Annotated in this window: 16 protein-coding genes and 2 pseudogenes; 11 read left to right on the plus strand and 7 right to left on the minus strand. The window is 69.7% G+C overall.

Annotated features, from left to right (window positions below):
• The first annotated feature begins 76 nt into the window (after positions 1 to 76).
• Positions 77 to 826: a helix-turn-helix transcriptional regulator gene (locus NUT86_RS08590; RefSeq protein ID WP_018087708.1), complete on the plus strand. Its 750-nt coding sequence runs from the start codon at positions 77 to 79 to the stop codon at positions 824 to 826.
• A 13-nt stretch (positions 827 to 839) separates the two neighbouring features.
• Here the strand turns inward: NUT86_RS08590 and NUT86_RS08595 are convergent, their stop codons facing one another.
• Positions 840 to 1,385: a PadR family transcriptional regulator gene (locus NUT86_RS08595; RefSeq protein WP_018087709.1), complete on the minus strand. Its 546-nt coding sequence runs from the start codon at positions 1,383 to 1,385 to the stop codon at positions 840 to 842.
• Between the two features lie 90 nt (positions 1,386 to 1,475).
• Here NUT86_RS08595 and NUT86_RS08600 point away from each other — a divergent pair, with 90 nt between their 5' ends.
• Both NUT86_RS08600 and NUT86_RS08605 read left to right on the plus strand, forming a co-directional pair.
• Positions 1,476 to 2,531 (plus strand): alpha/beta hydrolase, encoded by a 1,056-nt coding sequence (locus NUT86_RS08600; protein ID WP_274734533.1) that lies wholly within the window; start codon positions 1,476 to 1,478, stop codon positions 2,529 to 2,531.
• A 124-nt stretch (positions 2,532 to 2,655) separates the two neighbouring features.
• Complete coding sequence (locus NUT86_RS08605) at positions 2,656 to 3,108, plus strand: YybH family protein (RefSeq protein ID WP_274734535.1); 453 nt, start codon at positions 2,656 to 2,658, stop codon at positions 3,106 to 3,108.
• A gap of 26 nt (positions 3,109 to 3,134) precedes the next feature.
• Here NUT86_RS08605 and NUT86_RS08610 read toward each other — a convergent pair whose 3' ends face one another.
• The 5 genes from NUT86_RS08610 to NUT86_RS08630 all read right to left on the minus strand — a co-directional run bounded on the left by NUT86_RS08610 (position 3,135) and on the right by NUT86_RS08630 (position 7,091).
• Positions 3,135 to 3,497 carry a DUF4333 domain-containing protein gene (locus NUT86_RS08610; protein ID WP_266448167.1) on the minus strand — a complete coding sequence of 121 codons (363 nt, stop codon included), beginning with the start codon at positions 3,495 to 3,497 and terminating at the stop codon, positions 3,135 to 3,137.
• Positions 3,498 to 3,502: 5 nt separating this feature from the next.
• Entirely contained in the window at positions 3,503 to 4,204 is a 702-nt protein-coding gene (locus NUT86_RS08615; RefSeq protein WP_109888599.1) for a hypothetical protein, read from the minus strand.
• Positions 4,205 to 4,433: 229 nt separating this feature from the next.
• The gene (locus NUT86_RS08620) at positions 4,434 to 5,003 is read right to left on the minus strand and encodes a histidine phosphatase family protein (protein ID WP_148588279.1); all 570 of its coding nucleotides are present in this window, start codon (positions 5,001 to 5,003) and stop codon (positions 4,434 to 4,436) included.
• A 43-nt stretch (positions 5,004 to 5,046) separates the two neighbouring features.
• Positions 5,047 to 5,499 carry a GNAT family N-acetyltransferase gene (locus NUT86_RS08625; protein ID WP_093647747.1) on the minus strand — a complete coding sequence of 151 codons (453 nt, stop codon included), beginning with the start codon at positions 5,497 to 5,499 and terminating at the stop codon, positions 5,047 to 5,049.
• A gap of 86 nt (positions 5,500 to 5,585) precedes the next feature.
• Positions 5,586 to 7,091: an aminotransferase-like domain-containing protein gene (locus NUT86_RS08630; protein ID WP_159489818.1), complete on the minus strand. Its 1,506-nt coding sequence runs from the start codon at positions 7,089 to 7,091 to the stop codon at positions 5,586 to 5,588.
• Between NUT86_RS08630 and NUT86_RS08635 the strand changes: the two genes are divergently transcribed.
• Together NUT86_RS08635 and NUT86_RS08640 are read left to right on the plus strand one after the other, a co-directional pair.
• Positions 7,090 to 8,055: a DMT family transporter gene (locus tag NUT86_RS08635; protein ID WP_274734540.1), complete on the plus strand. Its 966-nt coding sequence runs from the start codon at positions 7,090 to 7,092 to the stop codon at positions 8,053 to 8,055. The two genes, NUT86_RS08630 and NUT86_RS08635, sit on opposite strands and share 2 nt — an antisense overlap.
• Positions 8,056 to 8,258: 203 nt before the next feature.
• Entirely contained in the window at positions 8,259 to 8,468 is a 210-nt protein-coding gene (locus NUT86_RS08640; protein ID WP_018087718.1) for a DUF1918 domain-containing protein, read from the plus strand.
• A 66-nt stretch (positions 8,469 to 8,534) separates the two neighbouring features.
• On the opposite strand, the gene NUT86_RS08645 is transcribed toward NUT86_RS08640, so the two are convergent.
• Positions 8,535 to 9,761, minus strand: a complete 1,227-nt coding sequence (locus tag NUT86_RS08645; protein WP_274734543.1) for a glycoside hydrolase family 10 protein — start codon at positions 9,759 to 9,761, stop codon at positions 8,535 to 8,537.
• Between the two features lie 158 nt (positions 9,762 to 9,919).
• Here NUT86_RS08645 and NUT86_RS08650 point away from each other — a divergent pair, with 158 nt between their 5' ends.
• The 6 genes and pseudogenes from NUT86_RS08650 to eccD all read left to right on the plus strand — a co-directional run bounded on the left by NUT86_RS08650 (position 9,920) and on the right by eccD (position 16,947).
• Complete coding sequence (locus tag NUT86_RS08650) at positions 9,920 to 10,777, plus strand: 3-hydroxybutyryl-CoA dehydrogenase (RefSeq protein WP_127155037.1); 858 nt, start codon at positions 9,920 to 9,922, stop codon at positions 10,775 to 10,777.
• A gap of 800 nt (positions 10,778 to 11,577) precedes the next feature.
• A complete protein-coding gene (locus tag NUT86_RS08655) occupies positions 11,578 to 11,862 on the plus strand; it encodes a CU044_2847 family protein (protein WP_274734545.1) in 285 nt (94 codons plus the stop codon).
• Positions 11,863 to 11,872: 10 nt separating this feature from the next.
• Positions 11,873 to 13,687, plus strand: a pseudogene (locus NUT86_RS40600) (nSTAND1 domain-containing NTPase); the annotation flags it as partial.
• Between the two features lie 138 nt (positions 13,688 to 13,825).
• Positions 13,826 to 14,800: pseudogene (locus NUT86_RS08665) on the plus strand (sensor histidine kinase); the annotation flags it as partial.
• 333 nt (positions 14,801 to 15,133) lie between these two features.
• On the plus strand, positions 15,134 to 15,400 hold the full coding sequence (locus tag NUT86_RS08670) for a hypothetical protein (protein WP_274734547.1): 267 nt from the start codon (positions 15,134 to 15,136) through the stop codon (positions 15,398 to 15,400).
• A 191-nt stretch (positions 15,401 to 15,591) separates the two neighbouring features.
• On the plus strand, positions 15,592 to 16,947 hold the full coding sequence (gene eccD, locus NUT86_RS08675; protein ID WP_274734549.1) for a type VII secretion integral membrane protein EccD: 1,356 nt from the start codon (positions 15,592 to 15,594) through the stop codon (positions 16,945 to 16,947).
• The last annotated feature ends 49 nt before the right edge of the window (positions 16,948 to 16,996 follow it).

The following is a 16,996-nucleotide window of genomic DNA, read 5'->3' on the forward strand; positions in this document are numbered from 1 at the left end:
CGCCCGGCCGGTCTTCCCCCGGCCGGCCGGGTGGCCCTCGCTTGACGGGCCCCTGCCCCCTCGGCACGCTGGACATATGACCGCGGCCGCGGAGGCCGGCCTGCGACGCATTCTCGCCGTCGTGGACCTCCTGATCGATGCCGTCGACGAGGAGACCCTTGTTCCGGCACTGCTCCCGCTGCTGCTCGGCGCCGTCCCCGGCGACAGCATCATCTGGTCTCCCCGTGCCGGCTCCGCCGACCGCCCGCTCACACTGCCCGCCGGTCTGCTGACCCCGGACGTACAGGCAGCGTTCGCCCGGGAGGCGGCGGCGGACTCCCTGGTCACCCACACCACTCTCGGCTCCGGCGTCCCGATGCGGCGCTCCACGCTGCAGACCCGCACCGAGTTCCACGCCCTCGCCGCCTACGCCGATGTCTACCGGCCGTTCGGCGCCGAGCAGCAGCTCGCGATGTCGTTCCCCGCGGGCTACGCCGCCGGCCTGCCGCGCAAGGTCTGTGTGGCGATCAACCGCAGCGGCAGCGACTTCTCCGACGACGATGTGGCGGCCGCCGCTCTGCTGCGCACCCGGCTCAGCCGCGTGCTCCACCGGCTCGCCCCGCCGACGCCACCGCCCTCCCCCGTCACCCACCGGGAGTCGGCCGTACTCGCGCTGCTCGCCCGGGGGCTGACGAACCAGCAGATCGCCCACCGGCTGGCGATCAGCCCGCGCACCGTCGACAAGCACCTGGAGCACGCCTACGCCAAACTGCGGGTGAGCAGCCGGGTCGAGGCGGCGAACGCCTGGCTGACCCGCGATCAGGCGGCGGTGCGGCTCGGGCCGTAGGCCGCCTCGCGGATCAGCCGTCGAGCCGCTCCGGGTCGGCGGCCACCGACTCCCAGAACTCGGCATGGGCCCGCTCGTGCAGCACACCCAGCCGCAGCAGCCGCGCGCGGGAGCGCTGCCGGGAGTCCGCCGACGGATCGAGATCACCGCGCAGCGACGCATAGTGCGCGAGCCACTTCCGGTGTCGCTCGGCCTGCCGAGTGGCCAGCGCGACGATGTCCGCGGGGTCGCCGAGATCGGCGAAGAACAGCTTCAGCTGCGCCGGGTCACGGGTTTCCGCCTCGGCCGTGTCCGGGTCGGCCAGCCAGCGCTCCAGGGCGGCGCGGCCGGCGTCGGTGAGGTGGAAGATCCGCCGGCGGCGGCCCTCCGTCTCGGCCTCTTCCCGGAGCAGGCCGGCCTGCGCCAGCTCCGCCGGAATCCGGTAGAGCTGCGCATGCAGGATCGGCCAGAAGGGCTGAATGTCGTCCTCGACCCGGGCCTTGAGCTCGTACGGGGTCATCGGCCCGTGCCGGGCGATCAGACCGAGCACGACATATCTCGCCGGGGTGAACTCCGCCATCCGTCGCTCCTCGCTCCCCTTGACACCATCTCAATGGGACCATACCGTCCATCCCGCCGAGACCATATCAATGAGAGGATGGCGATCCGGATGCCAGGGAACGGGGGCTGCGGAGTGGACGCAGGAGACCTGAGGGACACGAAGGACGCGGGAGGTCCGAGGGGCGGGGCGGGGGCCGCGACGGAGCCCGGCGCGCGCCCGTATGTCCATCCGGAACTGGCCGCCGCCTTCGCAGCGTTGCCGGAGCGGCCGGAGAATCCGTACGCCGACGTCGAGGCGGTGCGCGCCGGGTTCCGGGCGCTGATGGCACCGCGGATGCCCGCCCACGACCCCCGGGTCACCGTCCGGCACACCTCCGTCCCCGGGCCGGACGGCAACACCGTCGAGGTGCAGGTACTGCGTCCGGCCGGGGCCGAGGGGGTGCTGCCGGGGGTGCTCTATGTGCACGGGGGCGGCTTCGTGTACGGGGAACTGGACGGGCCAAGCCCCATGGCGCGCGACGCCTGTGCCGCCGCCGGTGCGGTCGTGGTCAATGTCCACTACCGGCTGGCGCCCGAGCACCCGTATCCGGCCGGCGCCGAGGACTGCTACGCCGTACTGGAATGGATGGCCGCGGCCGCGGGTGAACTCGGCCTCGACGCCGGGCGGATCGCCGTCACCGGGGCGTCCGCGGGCGGCTGTCTGAGCGCCGCGCTGTGCCTGATGGCCCGCGACCGCCGGGGGCCGCGGATCGCCTTCCAGTGCCTGCTGGTCCCCTGCCTCGACGACCGGGGCGGCACCGCCTCGGCCCGCCGGGTCGACGATCGCCGCATCGTCAACGGCACCGGCATGCGGCACACCTGGGACACCTACCTGGGCCCCGGCCGAGGCCCCGACGTCCCCGCGTATGCGGCGCCCGCCCGCGCCACCGACCTCTCCGGCCTCCCGCCCGCATACCTCCTCACCTGCGGGCTCGACCCTCTGCGGGACGAAGGGCTCGACTACGCCCGCCGGTTGACGGAGGCCGATGTGCCGGTCGAGGTCAAGGACGTCCCCGGCGCCTGGCACTTCTTCGAGGCGTACGTGCCGGAGAGCGGCCCGGCGCGACGGACCACGGCGCACTGGCTGGCCGCACTGCGCAGCGCGCTGACGGAGGACGACGCGTAGCCGGCGGCCCCGCCGGCTCGTGCGGCTCGTGCGGCTCCCGCCGATGAGTTTCCGTACCCGCCGGGGTCTACCCGTCGGACAGAGATTCCGGCGCCGCGGGCGCCGTCCGACGGGAGGATCCCTCATGACCACCGACATCGCGCGCCCGACGGACGAGGCACAGATCCGGGAGCTGCTGGCGGACCGGGCGGAGGCGACGAAGGAGCGGGACGCCCGGCGGTTCCTGGCGTCCTGTGCGCCGGACCTCGTGGACTTCAGTCTCGCTCCCCCGCTGCAGCACAAGGGGCCCGAGGCACTGGATCAGCAGGCCGTCGAGGCCTGGTACGCGACCTGGGACGGGCCGATCGAGGTGACGCTCACCCAGGTCGAGATCACGGTCGGCGGCGATGTCGCGTTCGGCCACAGCATCAACCGGATGCACGGCACGAAGACCGGCGGCTTCGAGGTGGAGCTGTGGAGCCGCTCCACCGTCGGCCTCCGCAAGACCGACGGCGCGTGGAAGATCACGCATACGCACGACTCGGTGCCGTTCCTGATGGACGGGTCGGGGCTGGCCGCCCTGGACCTCAAGCCGTAGGGCGCGCCCAGGCCGGCCGGCGCCGGTCAGCGGGGCAGGGAGTGGCGCCGGTAGGTGACCAGGTTGTGGCGGACGCGGGTGACCTCGACGGTCAGATGGCGGTCCAGGCCGATGGGGAAGTGTGCCGTACAGCTCACCTCGTCGTTCCGTACCGGGCGCAGGTCACCGGAGCAGTGCACGGCGTCGGGCCCGTTGCGGAAGGGGAGGGTGAGCTGGCCGCTGATGGTTCTGGCGATCTCGGTGCGCAGCACGGTGTGGGTGCCGCCGTCGACCTCGCTGGTGGCGTCGCGGTCGCGGAGCCGGGCGGCGGCGAGCGCGAGCACGCCCGCCACGGCGAGGGCCGCGAGGAGACCGAGGACGAGGGCGCGCCGTGGCGGAGGTGCGCTCACCGCCGTCAGCTCCGGTCGCCGCGGGTGCGCCGGCGGCGGGCCAGGGCGCCCCAGCCGGCCGCGGCCAGCAGCACCACTCCGCTGAGCGCCGTGGCCGCCCGGCCGGAGCCGGCCGCGCCGCCGAGGCCGGTGTCCGCGCCGCCCTGCGGAACGACCTCACCGGCGTCACCGGAGACGACCATGGTGCCGGTGACGGTCCTGCGGCCGGCGCCGTGTTCCGTCCCGCGCCCTCCGCCGTCGGCGTCACCGCGCTCCGCGCCGTATGCCTCGCCCTGTTCCTCGTCGCCGGTCCGGTCCGTGTCCGTGGCGCTCTGCCGGGCACCTGACGTGCTGCCGCAGGTGATGGTGACCCGGTACGAGCCGGGCGCGGTGCCCTCCGGCATGATCGCGCTGCCGCCCATCCGGTCGCTCCGGGGGCTCAGCTGCATCGCGGGGATGTCACCGTCGAAGGTGGCCTCCGCGGTGTCGCCCGGGCAGGTGCCGCCGTCGTGGACGGAGAAGGTGCCGCCCGGTGCCACCGGGTCGGGCTCGACGACCACCGCGTGCGAGGTGTCCACGGCGGGGGCGGCCTCGGAGACGGCTTCGCTCACCGTCCCGGAGACGGCCTCGGTGGCGGCGTCGGCACCGTCGCCGTCACCGAAGAGCATGACGGACACCGCCAGCGCGCCGGCCGCCAGGGCGTACAGAGGAATGTGGCGTATGTGCATAAACCGAGAGAAGCGCCCGGCCCGGCGGTACGCACCTCGATGGGGTGCGCCGCCCGGGTCCAACTGCCCCGGAAGACACCCGCCTTCTGCGTCTTTCCGCAGGTCACACGGGTGCGTACGCCCCGGACGGCGGAACCGGACGGCTGGGCTTTCCGGGTGGTGCCCCCGGGCGGCCCGGTGGCGGCCGGGGCGCGCCCGGTCGGGCGGCGCCGCGTGACCGGGCGCCGCCTCACGCCTCCAGCAGGAGGTCCCACTTGCCGGACCGGCCGGTGAGGGTGATCACCGAGAGCGGCTGGACATCGATGCGCCAGTAGGCATGCGGCGGCGCCTGGAACACATAGACCAGGGCGGCGCGGACGACGGCGGGTTCGGCGACCGCGAGCAGCCCGGCGGCGTCGTCGGCCGGCCGGGTGTCCAGCCAGCCGCCGATCCGGGTGATGAACTCCAGCAGCGACTCCCCGCCGTGCGGTGCGGAGCGCGGATCGGCCAGCCAGGCTTCCACCGCGCGGGGTTCGGCGGCGGTCACCTCACCCAGCGTGCGGCCGCGCCAGCGCCCCATGTCGCAGTCGCGCAGGGCCGGCTGGGCGAGCGGGCGCAGACCGAGGGCCTCGCCGGTCTGCCGGCAGCGGGCGGACGGCGAGCAGTAGCGGAGTTCGGCGGCGGCGAGCCGGCACAGGACGGGGGCCGCCCGCTCCGCCTCGTGCCATCCGGCGGCGTCGAGGGGGCGGTCGTCGTCGAACCGTGTCTCCAGCAGCGAGGAGTTACGGGCCGCGGCGAGCAGCTTGAGTCGAACGCTCATCCGCCGATGGTAAGAGCAGCACCGCCCGCGCGGCCCCCGTTGATCACATTTCGACAGGACCCGGGTCGATCAGCCCGAGGGTCATCCACTGCTCCGGGGCCACCAGGGCGCGGAAGCCGATCTTCTCGTACACACCGTGGGCGTCCTTGGTGGCGAGCGTCAGCCGGCTCAGCCCGCAGGGCGTCAGATGGTCGGCGATGGCCTCGACCAGGGCCGTGCCCAGGCCCTTGCCGCGGTCGTCCCGGCAGATGTAGACGTCGCAGAGCCAGGCGAAGGTGGCGTGGTCGGTGACCACCCGGGCGTACCCGGCCTGGCGGCCGGAACCGGAGGCGTACAGGCCGAAGTTGAGCGAGCCCGCGACGGCGCGGTCATGCAGCTCCCGGGGGCGGTCCACGGCCCAGTAGGCGTCGGTGGCGAGCCAGTAGTGGACCAGGTCGGTGTCCAGGCGGACCGGGTCGGTGGAGATCTCGTAGCCGTCGAGGGCGCGATCATTCATGCCGGGAGGTTGGCAGAAGGGCGGGGCCGGCGTCGAACCGGTATACGAGAGCCGCGGCCCGGCGGCCGGCCGCCTTTCCCCCGCCGTCAGCTCACCGGCACTCCCAGCTCCTCGCACGCCGTCCGGAGCCGGCGGACGCCCTCCGTGATCTCGCCGGTGCCGGACGCCGACGCGAAGCTCAGCCGCAGATGGGCGGCCGGCGGCTCGGCGGGGAAGTACGGGCGGCCGGCCGCGACGGCGACGCCCGCCCGCAGCGCCGCACCGGTCAGGGCCCCCTCGTCGGTACCGTCCGGCAGCCGCAGCCAGAGGTGGTAGCCGCCCGGCGGGACATAGAGGCCGCCGGGCGCAGCGTCGTGGCCGTACGCCGCCCCGGTCCCCGGCTCCGGCCCGGCGAGCGCGGGCAGCTGCTGGTGCAGCGCGGCGGTCAGGGCGTTCCGGCGGGCGGTCAACTCACCGGCGATCAGCCGCAGATGGCGGGGCCAGGCGGGCGATCCGACGAGTTCCAGGGCGGCTTCCTGCAGCGGCCGGGGCACGAAGAAGCTGTCGACGACCTGGATGGCGCGCAGCCGGTCGAGCACCGGTCCGCGGGCCGCCAGGGCGCCCACCCGCAGATTGGCCGAGGTGGCCTTGGTCAGCGAGCGGACATGGACGACCGTGCCGTCCCGGTCGTCGGCGATCAGGGTCGGCGGAAGCGTGGGGGCGTCCCCGTGGACCAGCAGCCGCGCGAAGTCGTCCTCGATCACGAAGGCGCCCGCCGCGCGGGCCACCCGCAGCACCTCGCGCCGCCGCTCGGCGGCGAGCACGGCGCCGGTCGGGTTCTGGAACAGCGGCTGGCAGACGAACAGCCGCGCGCCACTGACGCGGAAGGCGTCGGCGAGCAGATCCGTACGGACCCCGTCCGCGTCGAGCGGTACGGGCACCGGCCGCAGCCCGGAGGCGCGGGCCACGGCCAGCATGCCCGGGTAGGTCGGGGACTCGACCAGCACCGGAGCGCCGGGCGCGGCGAGGGCCCGCAGCGCGGCGGTCAGCGCGCTCTGGCCGCCCGCGGTGACCAGGACATCGCTGGCGGCGAGCGGGCCGCCGGACCCGGCGATCTCCCGCGCGAACCAGGCCCGCAGCTCCGGGACCCCTTCGACCGGGGGCCGCCCCCAGACACCCGGCCGCCGCCCGGCGCGGGCCAGTGCGGCGGCCAGGGCGCGTTCGGGCTGCAGATCGGAGTGCAGATAGCCGCCGTTGAGCTCGATGACGCCGGGGCCCGGGACGCCGAGCGTGGCCACCACACCCGAGGCGTCGACGCTGCGCGGCACCTGGTCGCCGCCCGGCTCCGCGCTCAGCGCGATCTCCTGCCAGGAGGTGTCGACCGGCCGGGGCGCCTCGCTGCGCGGCTCGGCCCGGAAGGCCCCGGCGCCCGGGCGGGTGGTGACCAGGCCCTCCGCCGCCAGCTCGGCGAGCGCCCGGGAGACGGTCACCGGGCTGACCCGGTGCCGCTCCACCAGCGCACGACTGGAGGGCAGCTTCTCACCGGGAGAGTAGCGATTCAGCTCCGCACGGAGGATCGCGGCCAGTTCGGCACCACTGCTACGCTCTTGCATGAGAAGCAACGATAGCGCTACTGCAACCGTCACGATAGCGGTCAGCACCCCGGACACCGCCGGCCAGGACACCCCGACGGCGGCCGCCACCCCCGCCCGCGGCACCCTCGTCAGCCGCGGTGCCCTGCTCGCCGCCCTCGGCGTGGCCGCCTTCTCGCTGACCTTCCCCGCGACCGCCTGGGCGCTGGAGGGCATGGGCCCCTGGACGGTGGTGATGCTGCGCAGCGTGCTGGCCGCCGTACTGGCCGGCGGCGCGCTCACCGTCTTCCGGGTGCGCCTGCCGGAGCGGCGCCACTGGACGGGTATCGCGGTGGTCGCCGGCGGTGTCGTCCTCGGCTTTCCGCTGCTGACCACCCTCGCCCTGCAGACCTCCACCACCTCGCACGCGGCCGTCGTGATCGGCCTGCTGCCGCTGACCACGGCCGCCTTCTCGGCCGTACGGACCGGGGCCCGGCCCTCCCGGACCTTCTGGATCGCCTCGCTGGTCGGCGCCGTCGTCGTCATCGGCTTCGCCGTGCAGCAGAGCGGCGGGGCGCCGGGCCGCAGCGATCTGCTGCTGTTCGCGGCGCTGCTGGTGTGCGCGGCGGGATACACCGAGGGCGGCCGGCTCGCCCGCCACATGCCGGGCTGGCAGGTGATCGGCTGGGCGCTGGTCCTGGCGCTGCCGGTGACGGTGGCGGGCGCCGCGGTAGCGCTGTCCACCGAGCCGCTGCGGCTCACGGCGCATGCGATCGGCGGACTGCTGTGGCTGGCGACCGGGTCGCAGTTCCTCGGGATGGTCGCCTGGTACCGCGGTATGGCCGCGATCGGCATCCACAAGGCGAGCCAGCTGCAGCTCGCCCAGCCGCTGCTGACCCTGGTCTGGTCCGTGCTGCTGCTGGGCGAGCAACTGCCGCCGGCCGCCCCGGCGGCATCGCTGGCGGTCCTGGCGTGCATCGCGGTCACCCAGCGGTCCCGCGGGTGACGGCCGCGTCGCCGGAAGGGGACGAGTCGGCACTTACCGGGTGCAGCCGCCGCCTGCGGACGTAAACTTGCCGCGACGGCAGATACCGCCGCCCGGGCCGCTCCCGGCCCGTGAACCGTTGAAACCGTTGGCCGTTCAACCGTTGGCCGTCACGCTGTCGGCCGAACCGGTCGCACGGCCGCCCCGAAGCGGGGAGGACCCTCATGCACGCAAGCAGGGGCGACCGGCTGGTGGTGCACGGCAGGACCGTCGGGCATCACGACCGGGTTGTCGAGATCATCGAGGTACTGGGCACGAACGGCGACCCGCCCTACCGTGTCCGCTCCGAGGACGGGCATGAGGCGATCATGTCGCCCGGCCCCGACTCCGTCGTCCGGCACGGCAAGACCACCGACGTGGACTCCGGCCGGTAGCCGGACCTCGTACACGGATCGCCACCGCGGCCGTGCGGACGGCTGTGCCGCCCGCGCGGACCGCCCCTACGGGCGTGCCGTGCTCCCGTAGTGGTCGCGTACGACCCGCGCCATGGCACCGGCCCGGTCCCTGACCACCTCCTTCGCCGAGAAGTAGACATGGCCGCCCACCTGCGGGTAGCCGCGGGCGAAGGTGAGGTGGCGGGAGAGTTCGGCCGGGTTCTTCCAGGCGGCGGGCTGGGCGTCACCCGCCTTGTAGAGGGCCTCGCCGATGTAGAGGTCCACTCCCGTGCCGTCGACGGTCCGTGCCCACCAGGGCACGAGTTCGGCGTAGTCGGCGGGCGTGGAGCCGAGGGGCCAGTAGACCTGCGGCACGATGTAGTCCAGCCAGCCCTCGCGCACCCAGCGACGGGTGTCGGCGTACAGATCGTCGTAGGTCTGCACGCCGGCCTGCGTACGGGAGCCCTGCGGATCGGTGCCGTGATTGCGCCAGACCGCGAACGGACTGACCCCGAACCGCACCTGGCGCCCCGCCCGCTCGTTCCCGTCCCGCAGCTTCCCGGCCATCTCGTACACCAGCCGGTCGATGTTGTCCCGCCGCCAGGCGGCCCGGTTCGCGAAGCCGCTGCCGTACTCGTCGAACGCCGCATCGTCGTCGAAGCGCTGCCCGGCGACCGGATACGGATAGAAGTAGTCGTCGAAGTGCACCCCGTCGACGGGGTAGCGCCGCACCGCGTCGAGCATCGCGTCCTGGACGAAGCTCCGGACCTCCGGCAGTCCGGGGTTGTAGTAGAGCTTGCCGCCGTACGGAAGGACCCAGCGGGGGTGCCGGCGGGCAGGGTGGTCCGGTGTCAGCCTGCCGGGGTCGGTGTGGTTGGCGACCCGGTACGGATTGAACCAGGCGTGCAGTTCGAGACCCCGCCCGTGTGCCTCGCGGACCGCGAAGCCGAGCGGGTCCCAGCCGGGATCGCGGCCCTGCTGCCCGGTCAGATACTGCGCCCAGGGCTCGTACGGGGACGGCCACAGGGCGTCCGCGGTGGGCCGCACCTGGAAGAACACCGTATTGAGCCGGCGGGCGACCGCCGTGTCGAAAAGGGCGCGCAGTTCGCGCTGTTGCTCGGCGGGGCGGAGCTTCGCGCTGGTGGGCCAGTCGAGGTTGGCGACGGTGGCCAGCCACATACCGCGCAGCTCACGTCGCGGCGCCCCGCTCGCGGACCCCGTGACCGTGGCGAGCAGTGCGGAGGCCGCCCCCACAGCGGCCGTGGCAAACGTTCTGCGGGTGATCCGTCTCATCAAAAGTCCCCAAGTTGTCCGGTTCGTCCGTCCTGAGGGCTCAGAATGCCCGCCCCGGCACCCGTGACCCAGCACCGCGCGGAGTAACGTCGGGGTCGAGGCGGGTGCCGGACCCTTACGGCGTACCGCCGGTCCTGAAGATCAGCGAAAGGCACGATGTGACCGACATCGAACGCGTCGGAGTGGTCGGCTGCGGCCAGATGGGCGCAGGCATCGCCGAGGTGTGCGCCCGCGCCGGACTGGACGTCATGGTCGCCGAGACCACCGGCGAAGCTCTGGAGCTGGGTCGCACCCGTTTGACCAACTCTCTCGGCAAGGCCGCCGAGCGCGGCAAGATCACCGCCGCGGAGCGCGACGCGACGCTCGGCCGGCTCAGCTTCACCACCGACCTCGGGGAGTTCGCCGACCGCGATCTCGTCATCGAGGCCGTGGTGGAGAACGAGCAGGTCAAGACCGAGATCTTCCAGGTCCTCGACCAGGTGATCACCCGTCCGGACGCCATCCTGGCCTCCAACACCTCGTCGATCCCGCTGGTGAAGCTGGCGGTCGCCACCTCCCGTCCCGACCAGGTCATCGGGATCCACTTCTTCAACCCGGCGCCGGTGCAGAAGCTCGTCGAGCTGATCCCGGCCCTGACCACCGGCGAGGAGACCATCAAGCGCTCCGAGGCGCTGGTGCAGGACGTGCTGGGCAAGCATGCGATCCGCGCCCAGGACCGCTCGGGCTTCGTCGTCAACGCCCTGCTCATCCCGTACCTGCTCTCCGCGATCCGGATGTTCGAGTCGGGCATCGCCAGCCGCGAGGACATCGACAACGGCATGGAGCTGGGCTGCGCCCACCCGATGGGCCCGCTCAAGCTGACCGACCTGATCGGCCTGGACACCGTGGCCTCGGTCGCCGAGTCGATGTACCACGAGTACAAGGAGCCCCTGTACGCCGCTCCCCCGCTGCTCGCGCGCATGGTGGACGCGGGGCGGCTGGGGCGGAAGTCGGGGTCGGGGTTCTACTCGTACTAGGAAGTACGCTGACGCGCCAACTGAACCTGTTCAAGGCTGAGTTCACCGGACGCAGCGCCGGCAACGGCGCTGCGTCCGGCCGGCTTTCACAGCCCTTTCCGGGCTCTCACCTACGCTGCGTTGCCCGGTCCGTGCGGTCTGCCCGGCGGAGCGTCATCGACTGACAAGAATCAAGCCCTGACGTGGGACTTTGCGTCTTTCAGAGCTGTCGGGCCCTTTCCCTCTTACTCAGCGGAAAATCCCTGGAAAGTCCCTGGGACAGAGCTGAAAGTCCCTGAAAAGTCCCTGCGGGCGCCCCTGGTTGGAGCTGCCTGACCAACGATGCTGAGCCTGCACCGGCGGCCCTGGGCGATGGACGACGGCAGCCGCTCATCGCCTTCCTCAAGGACTGGACGCCCTTGAGAACACACGGGGTCCCTGGCGGCCTCTGGCGTGCCGCAGTGGCTGGTGTTGTTGGTAGCGGGTCCGGCCTCATGCCTGGTCGATAGTGTGGAGCGCCGCAAGGCGGACATGCCGGACCGAGCCCGCTGTGTCCTCTCGCTTCTCTCCCTATCCGACTCAGGTTGAGACAGCTGGCTCAAGGCCCGTCGGCCTGTTGTGCAGCTCCTCCACTCACCCGTCCTTGTCCCCGGGCGTCACGACGATGGCGTTTGACGAAAGCATCAACGTCCACGACCGGTCTTGCCTACTCTGATCATCAGAAGGTGGTGGCAGCGACAACGCGAGCACATCGCCCGACAGGGGTGGAGAGTATGGGACTTATCGCAGTACCGCTTAACGATGGCGACAAAGAGCCAGCGGTGTTCGAAACTGACATCGAGCTCATCGGCTCAGACCTTGAACTTGCAGCAGGCGACGCTGGCGTGGTGAGCCGGGCGCGCGTGTCGTTGGACGACGCCATGACTCAGGTCCGACCGACACTCGCCCGGGTGGTTGATACCTTGCGGGAATTGGGTCCCGACGAGGCCGAGGTTGAGTTCGGACTCAAGATCGGCGGCGACACCTCAGTGATCATCGCAAAGGGGACGGCGGAGGTAAATTTCGCTGTTCGGCTCAAGTGGGCTCGCACGGTGGACGCTTCCTGAAGCAGTGCCTGTGAAGCGAGAAGGATTCATCGTCAAGGTCCGACAGAGCGCGAGCGGGCAAGCTGCGGGGGTCGGTTACGTCGTCGGCGAAAAGCACATTGTGACGTGCGCCCATGTAGTGAATGTTGCACTGGGCCGGGACAAGGCCACCAGATCCCGTCCCAGTGCGAATGCCCGGGTCCAGGTTGAATTCGTACTGCTTGGCGATGCTGAGGGTGCGCCATTGCGGAACTGCCGGGTCGATGCCTGGGATCCGCCGTCAGGCGATGGAGTTTCTGGGCGTGATACTGCCGGCTTGGTGATGGTTGGGGGTGAGCCTTTGCCCGCCGGCGCTGGCGCAGCACGGCTCTTGGATGCTCCTGCAAGTCGCGCCGACGAAGCCGACGTCTTTGGATATCCCGCAACCCCCACGCGAGCTGCGACCGGCGCCTGGAGCAGCTGCCTGCTCCGTGGGGCCGTTGGCGGCGGCATGATGCAACTGGATAGGGAATCAGAGTCGGCATTACGGGTGCAGCCCGGCTACAGCGGCGCTCCGGTCGTGATCCGGGACCAGTGGGGCGATGCTGTCGTGGCCATGCTTGCGGTGGCCAGCCGGGTTGAGTCTGCCAACGATGCGTACGCAGTGCCAGCAGCGGAGGTCGCAGCAGCCTGGCCGCAGGTACTTGGGCGCAGCATGCTTCCCGCCTGTCCCTACCGTGGCCTCCACGCCTTCACCCCGGAAGACGCGGAAGCTGGTCTCTTTGTCGGGCGAGAAAATGAAGTGTCCCGCTTGCACGAGATGGTGAAATCTCAGCCTTTGGCTATGGTGACAGGGCCCTCTGGAGTGGGGAAAACCTCCCTTGTCGCAGCCGGATTGAAGCCCGCACTGCAAGCTGAAGGATGGCGAGTAGTCACCTTCCGTCCCGGCACCTCTCCGTCCTATGCGGCCGCCCGTGCACTGTTGAAGGTAGAAGGCTCCGGGCGCGACCGCGTAAAGGATCTCGATAGCGTGGTGGAGCGTCTACGCGAAGAGGGGTTTTGGAATGTTGCGGCGAAGACCGCTCTCGCGTCAAATCAGCGACTCATTCTTGTTGCTGACCAGTTCGAAGAACTCTTCAGCTCTGCACACGGAGCAATAGAAGAAGCATTACCTTTCCTGCAATCATTTCTACCTCCTCAGGACCACCCTCATACTCCGAACGTGCGCCTCGTATGCACATTGCGGTCTGATTTTCTACCCACATTGCTGAATCTTCCAGACATCGGATCACGCCTCCAAGACCGACAGCTCAACGTCTCGCCCCTGGACCAGGCAGCGATGACACGGGTGATCATTGAGCCCGCACGGATGACGGGAGTCACCTTCGCCGAAGGGCTGGCCGACATGATCGCGGCCGACGCAAGCAAGGGGCCCGGCGGCCTGCCACTCTTGGAATTTGCCTTAACTGAACTTTGGCCACAGCAAAGGCAGCACCACATCACCTATGACAGCTACCACCGCGTGGGCGGTGTCACGGGGGCGCTGAACCGGCATGCTGAGCAAGCTTTCTCCTCGTTGACGCGCCACCTGGAAGAGGACCGTATCCGCCGCGTACTGCTGTCGATGGTGAGAGCACGCAGCGGGGCCACGGATGCACTACGTGCCACGGCATATCAAGATCACCTCCAACATGACTGGCATGTCGCCCAGCAGCTGGCGGCCCCGGAGCACCGTCTCGTCGTGCTGGGGTCGCATGGGCCCGGTACCGCTGAAATCGCCCATGAGGCACTTATTCGCGAATGGCGAAGGCTCACCAACTGGGTCGACGCCGATGCGGACTTTCAGAGGTGGCTGACAATGATGGAAGAAAGAGCCACCGAAGGCGATCTCCTATCCGCACAGCGCGTGGCCGAGGCTCAGGGTTGGTTGAGTGAGCGCGTTCAAGACATCCCAGCCAACGTGACCACCCTGATCGATGAGAGTCAGCGACAGGTCGTAGCACACGAGAAAACCGAGTCACAGCTCGTTCAGTCACTTGAACTAACTCAACAACTGAGGGAACGTTCCGAAGAGCTATTGCAGCGCCAAAACGCCCTGGAAACTTCGAACGCTGAACTGGAGGAGAAAGCCGAGCAGCTTCGCGCACAGAACCAACGAATCGAAGAGATCAACCATGACATCGAGGAGGCACGGCAGGTTCTGGAGGAGCGCAGCGAGTACCTGGCGGTAGCTATGCGCCATAAGACAGAGTTCGTGGCGAACATGTCCCACGAGATGCGCACCCCACTCAACTCGCTGCTGATTCTTTCCCGGCTACTGGCCGAGAACGCCGAAGGACACCTGTCCCCGAAGCAGGTGGAATTCGCCGAAACCATCCATGGCGCAGGATCCGATCTACTCCAGATCATCAATGATATTCGCGATCTCACTCAGGTCGAGGCCGGGAAAATGGATGTTTTCCCAACTCAAATCGCATTAGCTCAGCTCATCGACTATATCGAGGCGACATTCCGACCACTGGCCGCCGAGAAGGGGCTAGATTTCTTCGTAAACGTGCCCCCGGGGCTGCCCTCAGTGCTGCACTCCGACGAACGACGGCTACTGCAGGTACTGCGCAACCTACTATCCAACGCCCTCAAATTCACCGACGAAGGCACCGTCGAGCTGACCATTCGACGGGCGGGGGCCGATGCCCCCGAAACTATCCGTGAACTGATGCTGGAGCAGGGTTCTTTACCTTCCTCAGATTCCGACATACTCGCCTTCTCAGTAGCCGACACCGGAATCGGCATAGATCAGAGCAAGTTGGATGTCATCTTCGAAGCCTTCAAGCAGGCAGACGGCACCACAAGCCGCAAGTACGGTGGTACCGGCCTGGGGCTTTCCATCAGCAAGGAAGTGGCACGGCTGCTGGGCGGTGAGATCCACACCACGAGCGAACCCGACCGCGGCTCCACCTTCACTCTCTACCTTCCCATACTCCAAACGCCGGCGAAGCGCTGAACGATGGTTCTTCGGTGAGCCGGGCGCCGCGAGCTTTCTGCCTCGCAGCCGTGCTGACGCGGGGGCCGCAAGCACCGACTGTGGGCCGGCATTCGGCTGCGCGCCGGCCCACAGGCGAGTACCGCACACACCATCAGGTCACACGCGCGGCATATGAAGGTGCTCGACGGGTCGCCTGCTCAACGGCAGCCTCAGAAGTGGGCCATCATGTGAGAGGACTTCGGGGCAGCTGCCAGCGGGGCACCGCACATGGTCGAAGTTCATCGAACATGGTTGACGCGCAGGCGAATTGCGGCGACGGATGGGAAAATGGCGCGGGATTACGACAGTCAGCTGCTGGAGTCGGTGGCGGTACGGCGACGCAGGTTGCGGGACGCCTTGCTGTTCGGCGTGCAGCGGGGGCGGCGTACGGCGGACGAGCGGCTGGGGAAGGTCTTCGCGGGGATCGCGATCACGGCTGTCCTGTGCGCGGGGTGCGTGGGGTGGTCGTTCCTTCAGCACACGCTGGCCACGCAGAAGGCTGAGCAGGAGAAGCAGCAGCGTCAGGTGCAGCAGTACGGGCAGCCGACGAAGTAGGCGAAGTCCCGGGACTCCATGGATCAGATTCGGACAGATTTCGCGGTATCCAAGGACATACGCAATGAGTTCTGCGCGACGGCAGAAGCGTTCCGTCAGCTCTGACGTGAGGTAGGGGCGGACGTCAGTAGCGCAGGTATATGGCCGGTTGGCCTGATAGTTCGTCAGCCCGCGATGATAGGTTCCGGTGAGTGGTGAGCAGAGCAGCGAGTTCCCGGGCGCAACTGAGCCGAGTGACGTTGGTCGGTGAGCGACGCCGGGCCGATGTCGTCCTGCTCTCCGATACGCCGATAGGGCAACTGATCCCAGATGTCCTGCCGTTGCTGGGCGATCGGCCCGCATCGCGGCCGGTAGCCCGGCAGTTGATTACGTCCGACGGTTCTGTCCTGCCGTACGACAGCACGCTGGCGTCGGCCGGGGTAGCCGACGGCGCCGTGCTCCGGCTGGTGACGACGCATTCTGCGCCGCCCGCTCCCGTTGTGCACGACGTCACCGATCAGGTGGCTGACGACCTCGATCTGCGGTCTTGGCGCTGGCGTCCTGCTGCGCGCCGAGCCAGTGCGGGTGTGGCAACGGTCGTCTTCGCCGTGATAGCCGCGCTGCTCGCCCGCCATGAGTTCCCGCTTGGCGCCCTGGTCGGTGCTCTGTCAGCTGTAGCGCTTGTGCTCCTGGCGGCCGGTGCGCTCGTTGCCAAAATCGGGCGGGGGAACCGGGGACTGGCGACCGCGCTCCTTCTCACCGCCGGCGGGCTTGGTGTTCTCACGGCGTGGACGGCTGCCGATGCGTACGGCTGGCCGGGCACCGCGCGGCTCGCTGCCATGGCGGGTGCGCTGGTCGTGACGCTTGTGTTCCTTGGATACTTCTCTCCGCTGGGCAAGGGTGGACTCGTTGGCGCGGTGACCACTGCCGCGATCGCCATTGCGTGGGAGACGGCTGCCGCTGTTCAGGGTGATCCGGCCCGGCTCGGAGCCGTTATGGCTGTCCTCTCGTTGGTGGTGCTCGGTGTGCTGCCGCGGCTGGCGCTGATGATGTCTGGGCTCACCGCACTCGATGACCGCCGCTCGGGCGGCGTTTCGGTGAGCCGTCACCAGGTGGGTACCGCACTTGCTGCGACGCATCGCGGCCTTGCCCTCTCGACGATCGTCACTGCGGTTTCGGCGGCCTCCGCCGGCTGGCTGCTCACGCTGGCCGGGAAGCCGACCGTATGGACCGTGGTGCTGGCAGCGCTCGTTGTCGTGGTGCTGGTGTCGAGGGCGCGAGCGTTCCCGCTGGTCGTTGAGGTTGTTGCGCTCTTCGCTGCCGCGTCGTGCCTGGTGGTGCGCCTGGTGGCTTGGTGGATGGAGCACGCGGGGGGTGCCGGGCCACTGGCTGTGCTGTGTGCAGCTGCGGTGTTGCCGTTGGTCGTTTTGGCGGTGCAGGTGCCTGAGCATGTTCAGGTGCGGCTACGGCGCATGGGCGATCTGGTCGAGTCCATTGGCATGGTGGGGCTCTTCCCGCTCGCCTTTGGCGTGTTCGGTGTGTATGGGCAACTGCTCAACCAGTTCTGACAGTTCTAAGTCGATGTGCCGGCGCTGCGGGCGGGCAGCAGAGTGGGGG

The organism is Streptomyces sp. G7(2002) (assembly GCF_028870195.1).
GTDB classification, from domain to species: Bacteria; Actinomycetota; Actinomycetes; order Streptomycetales; family Streptomycetaceae; genus Streptomyces; species Streptomyces nigrescens.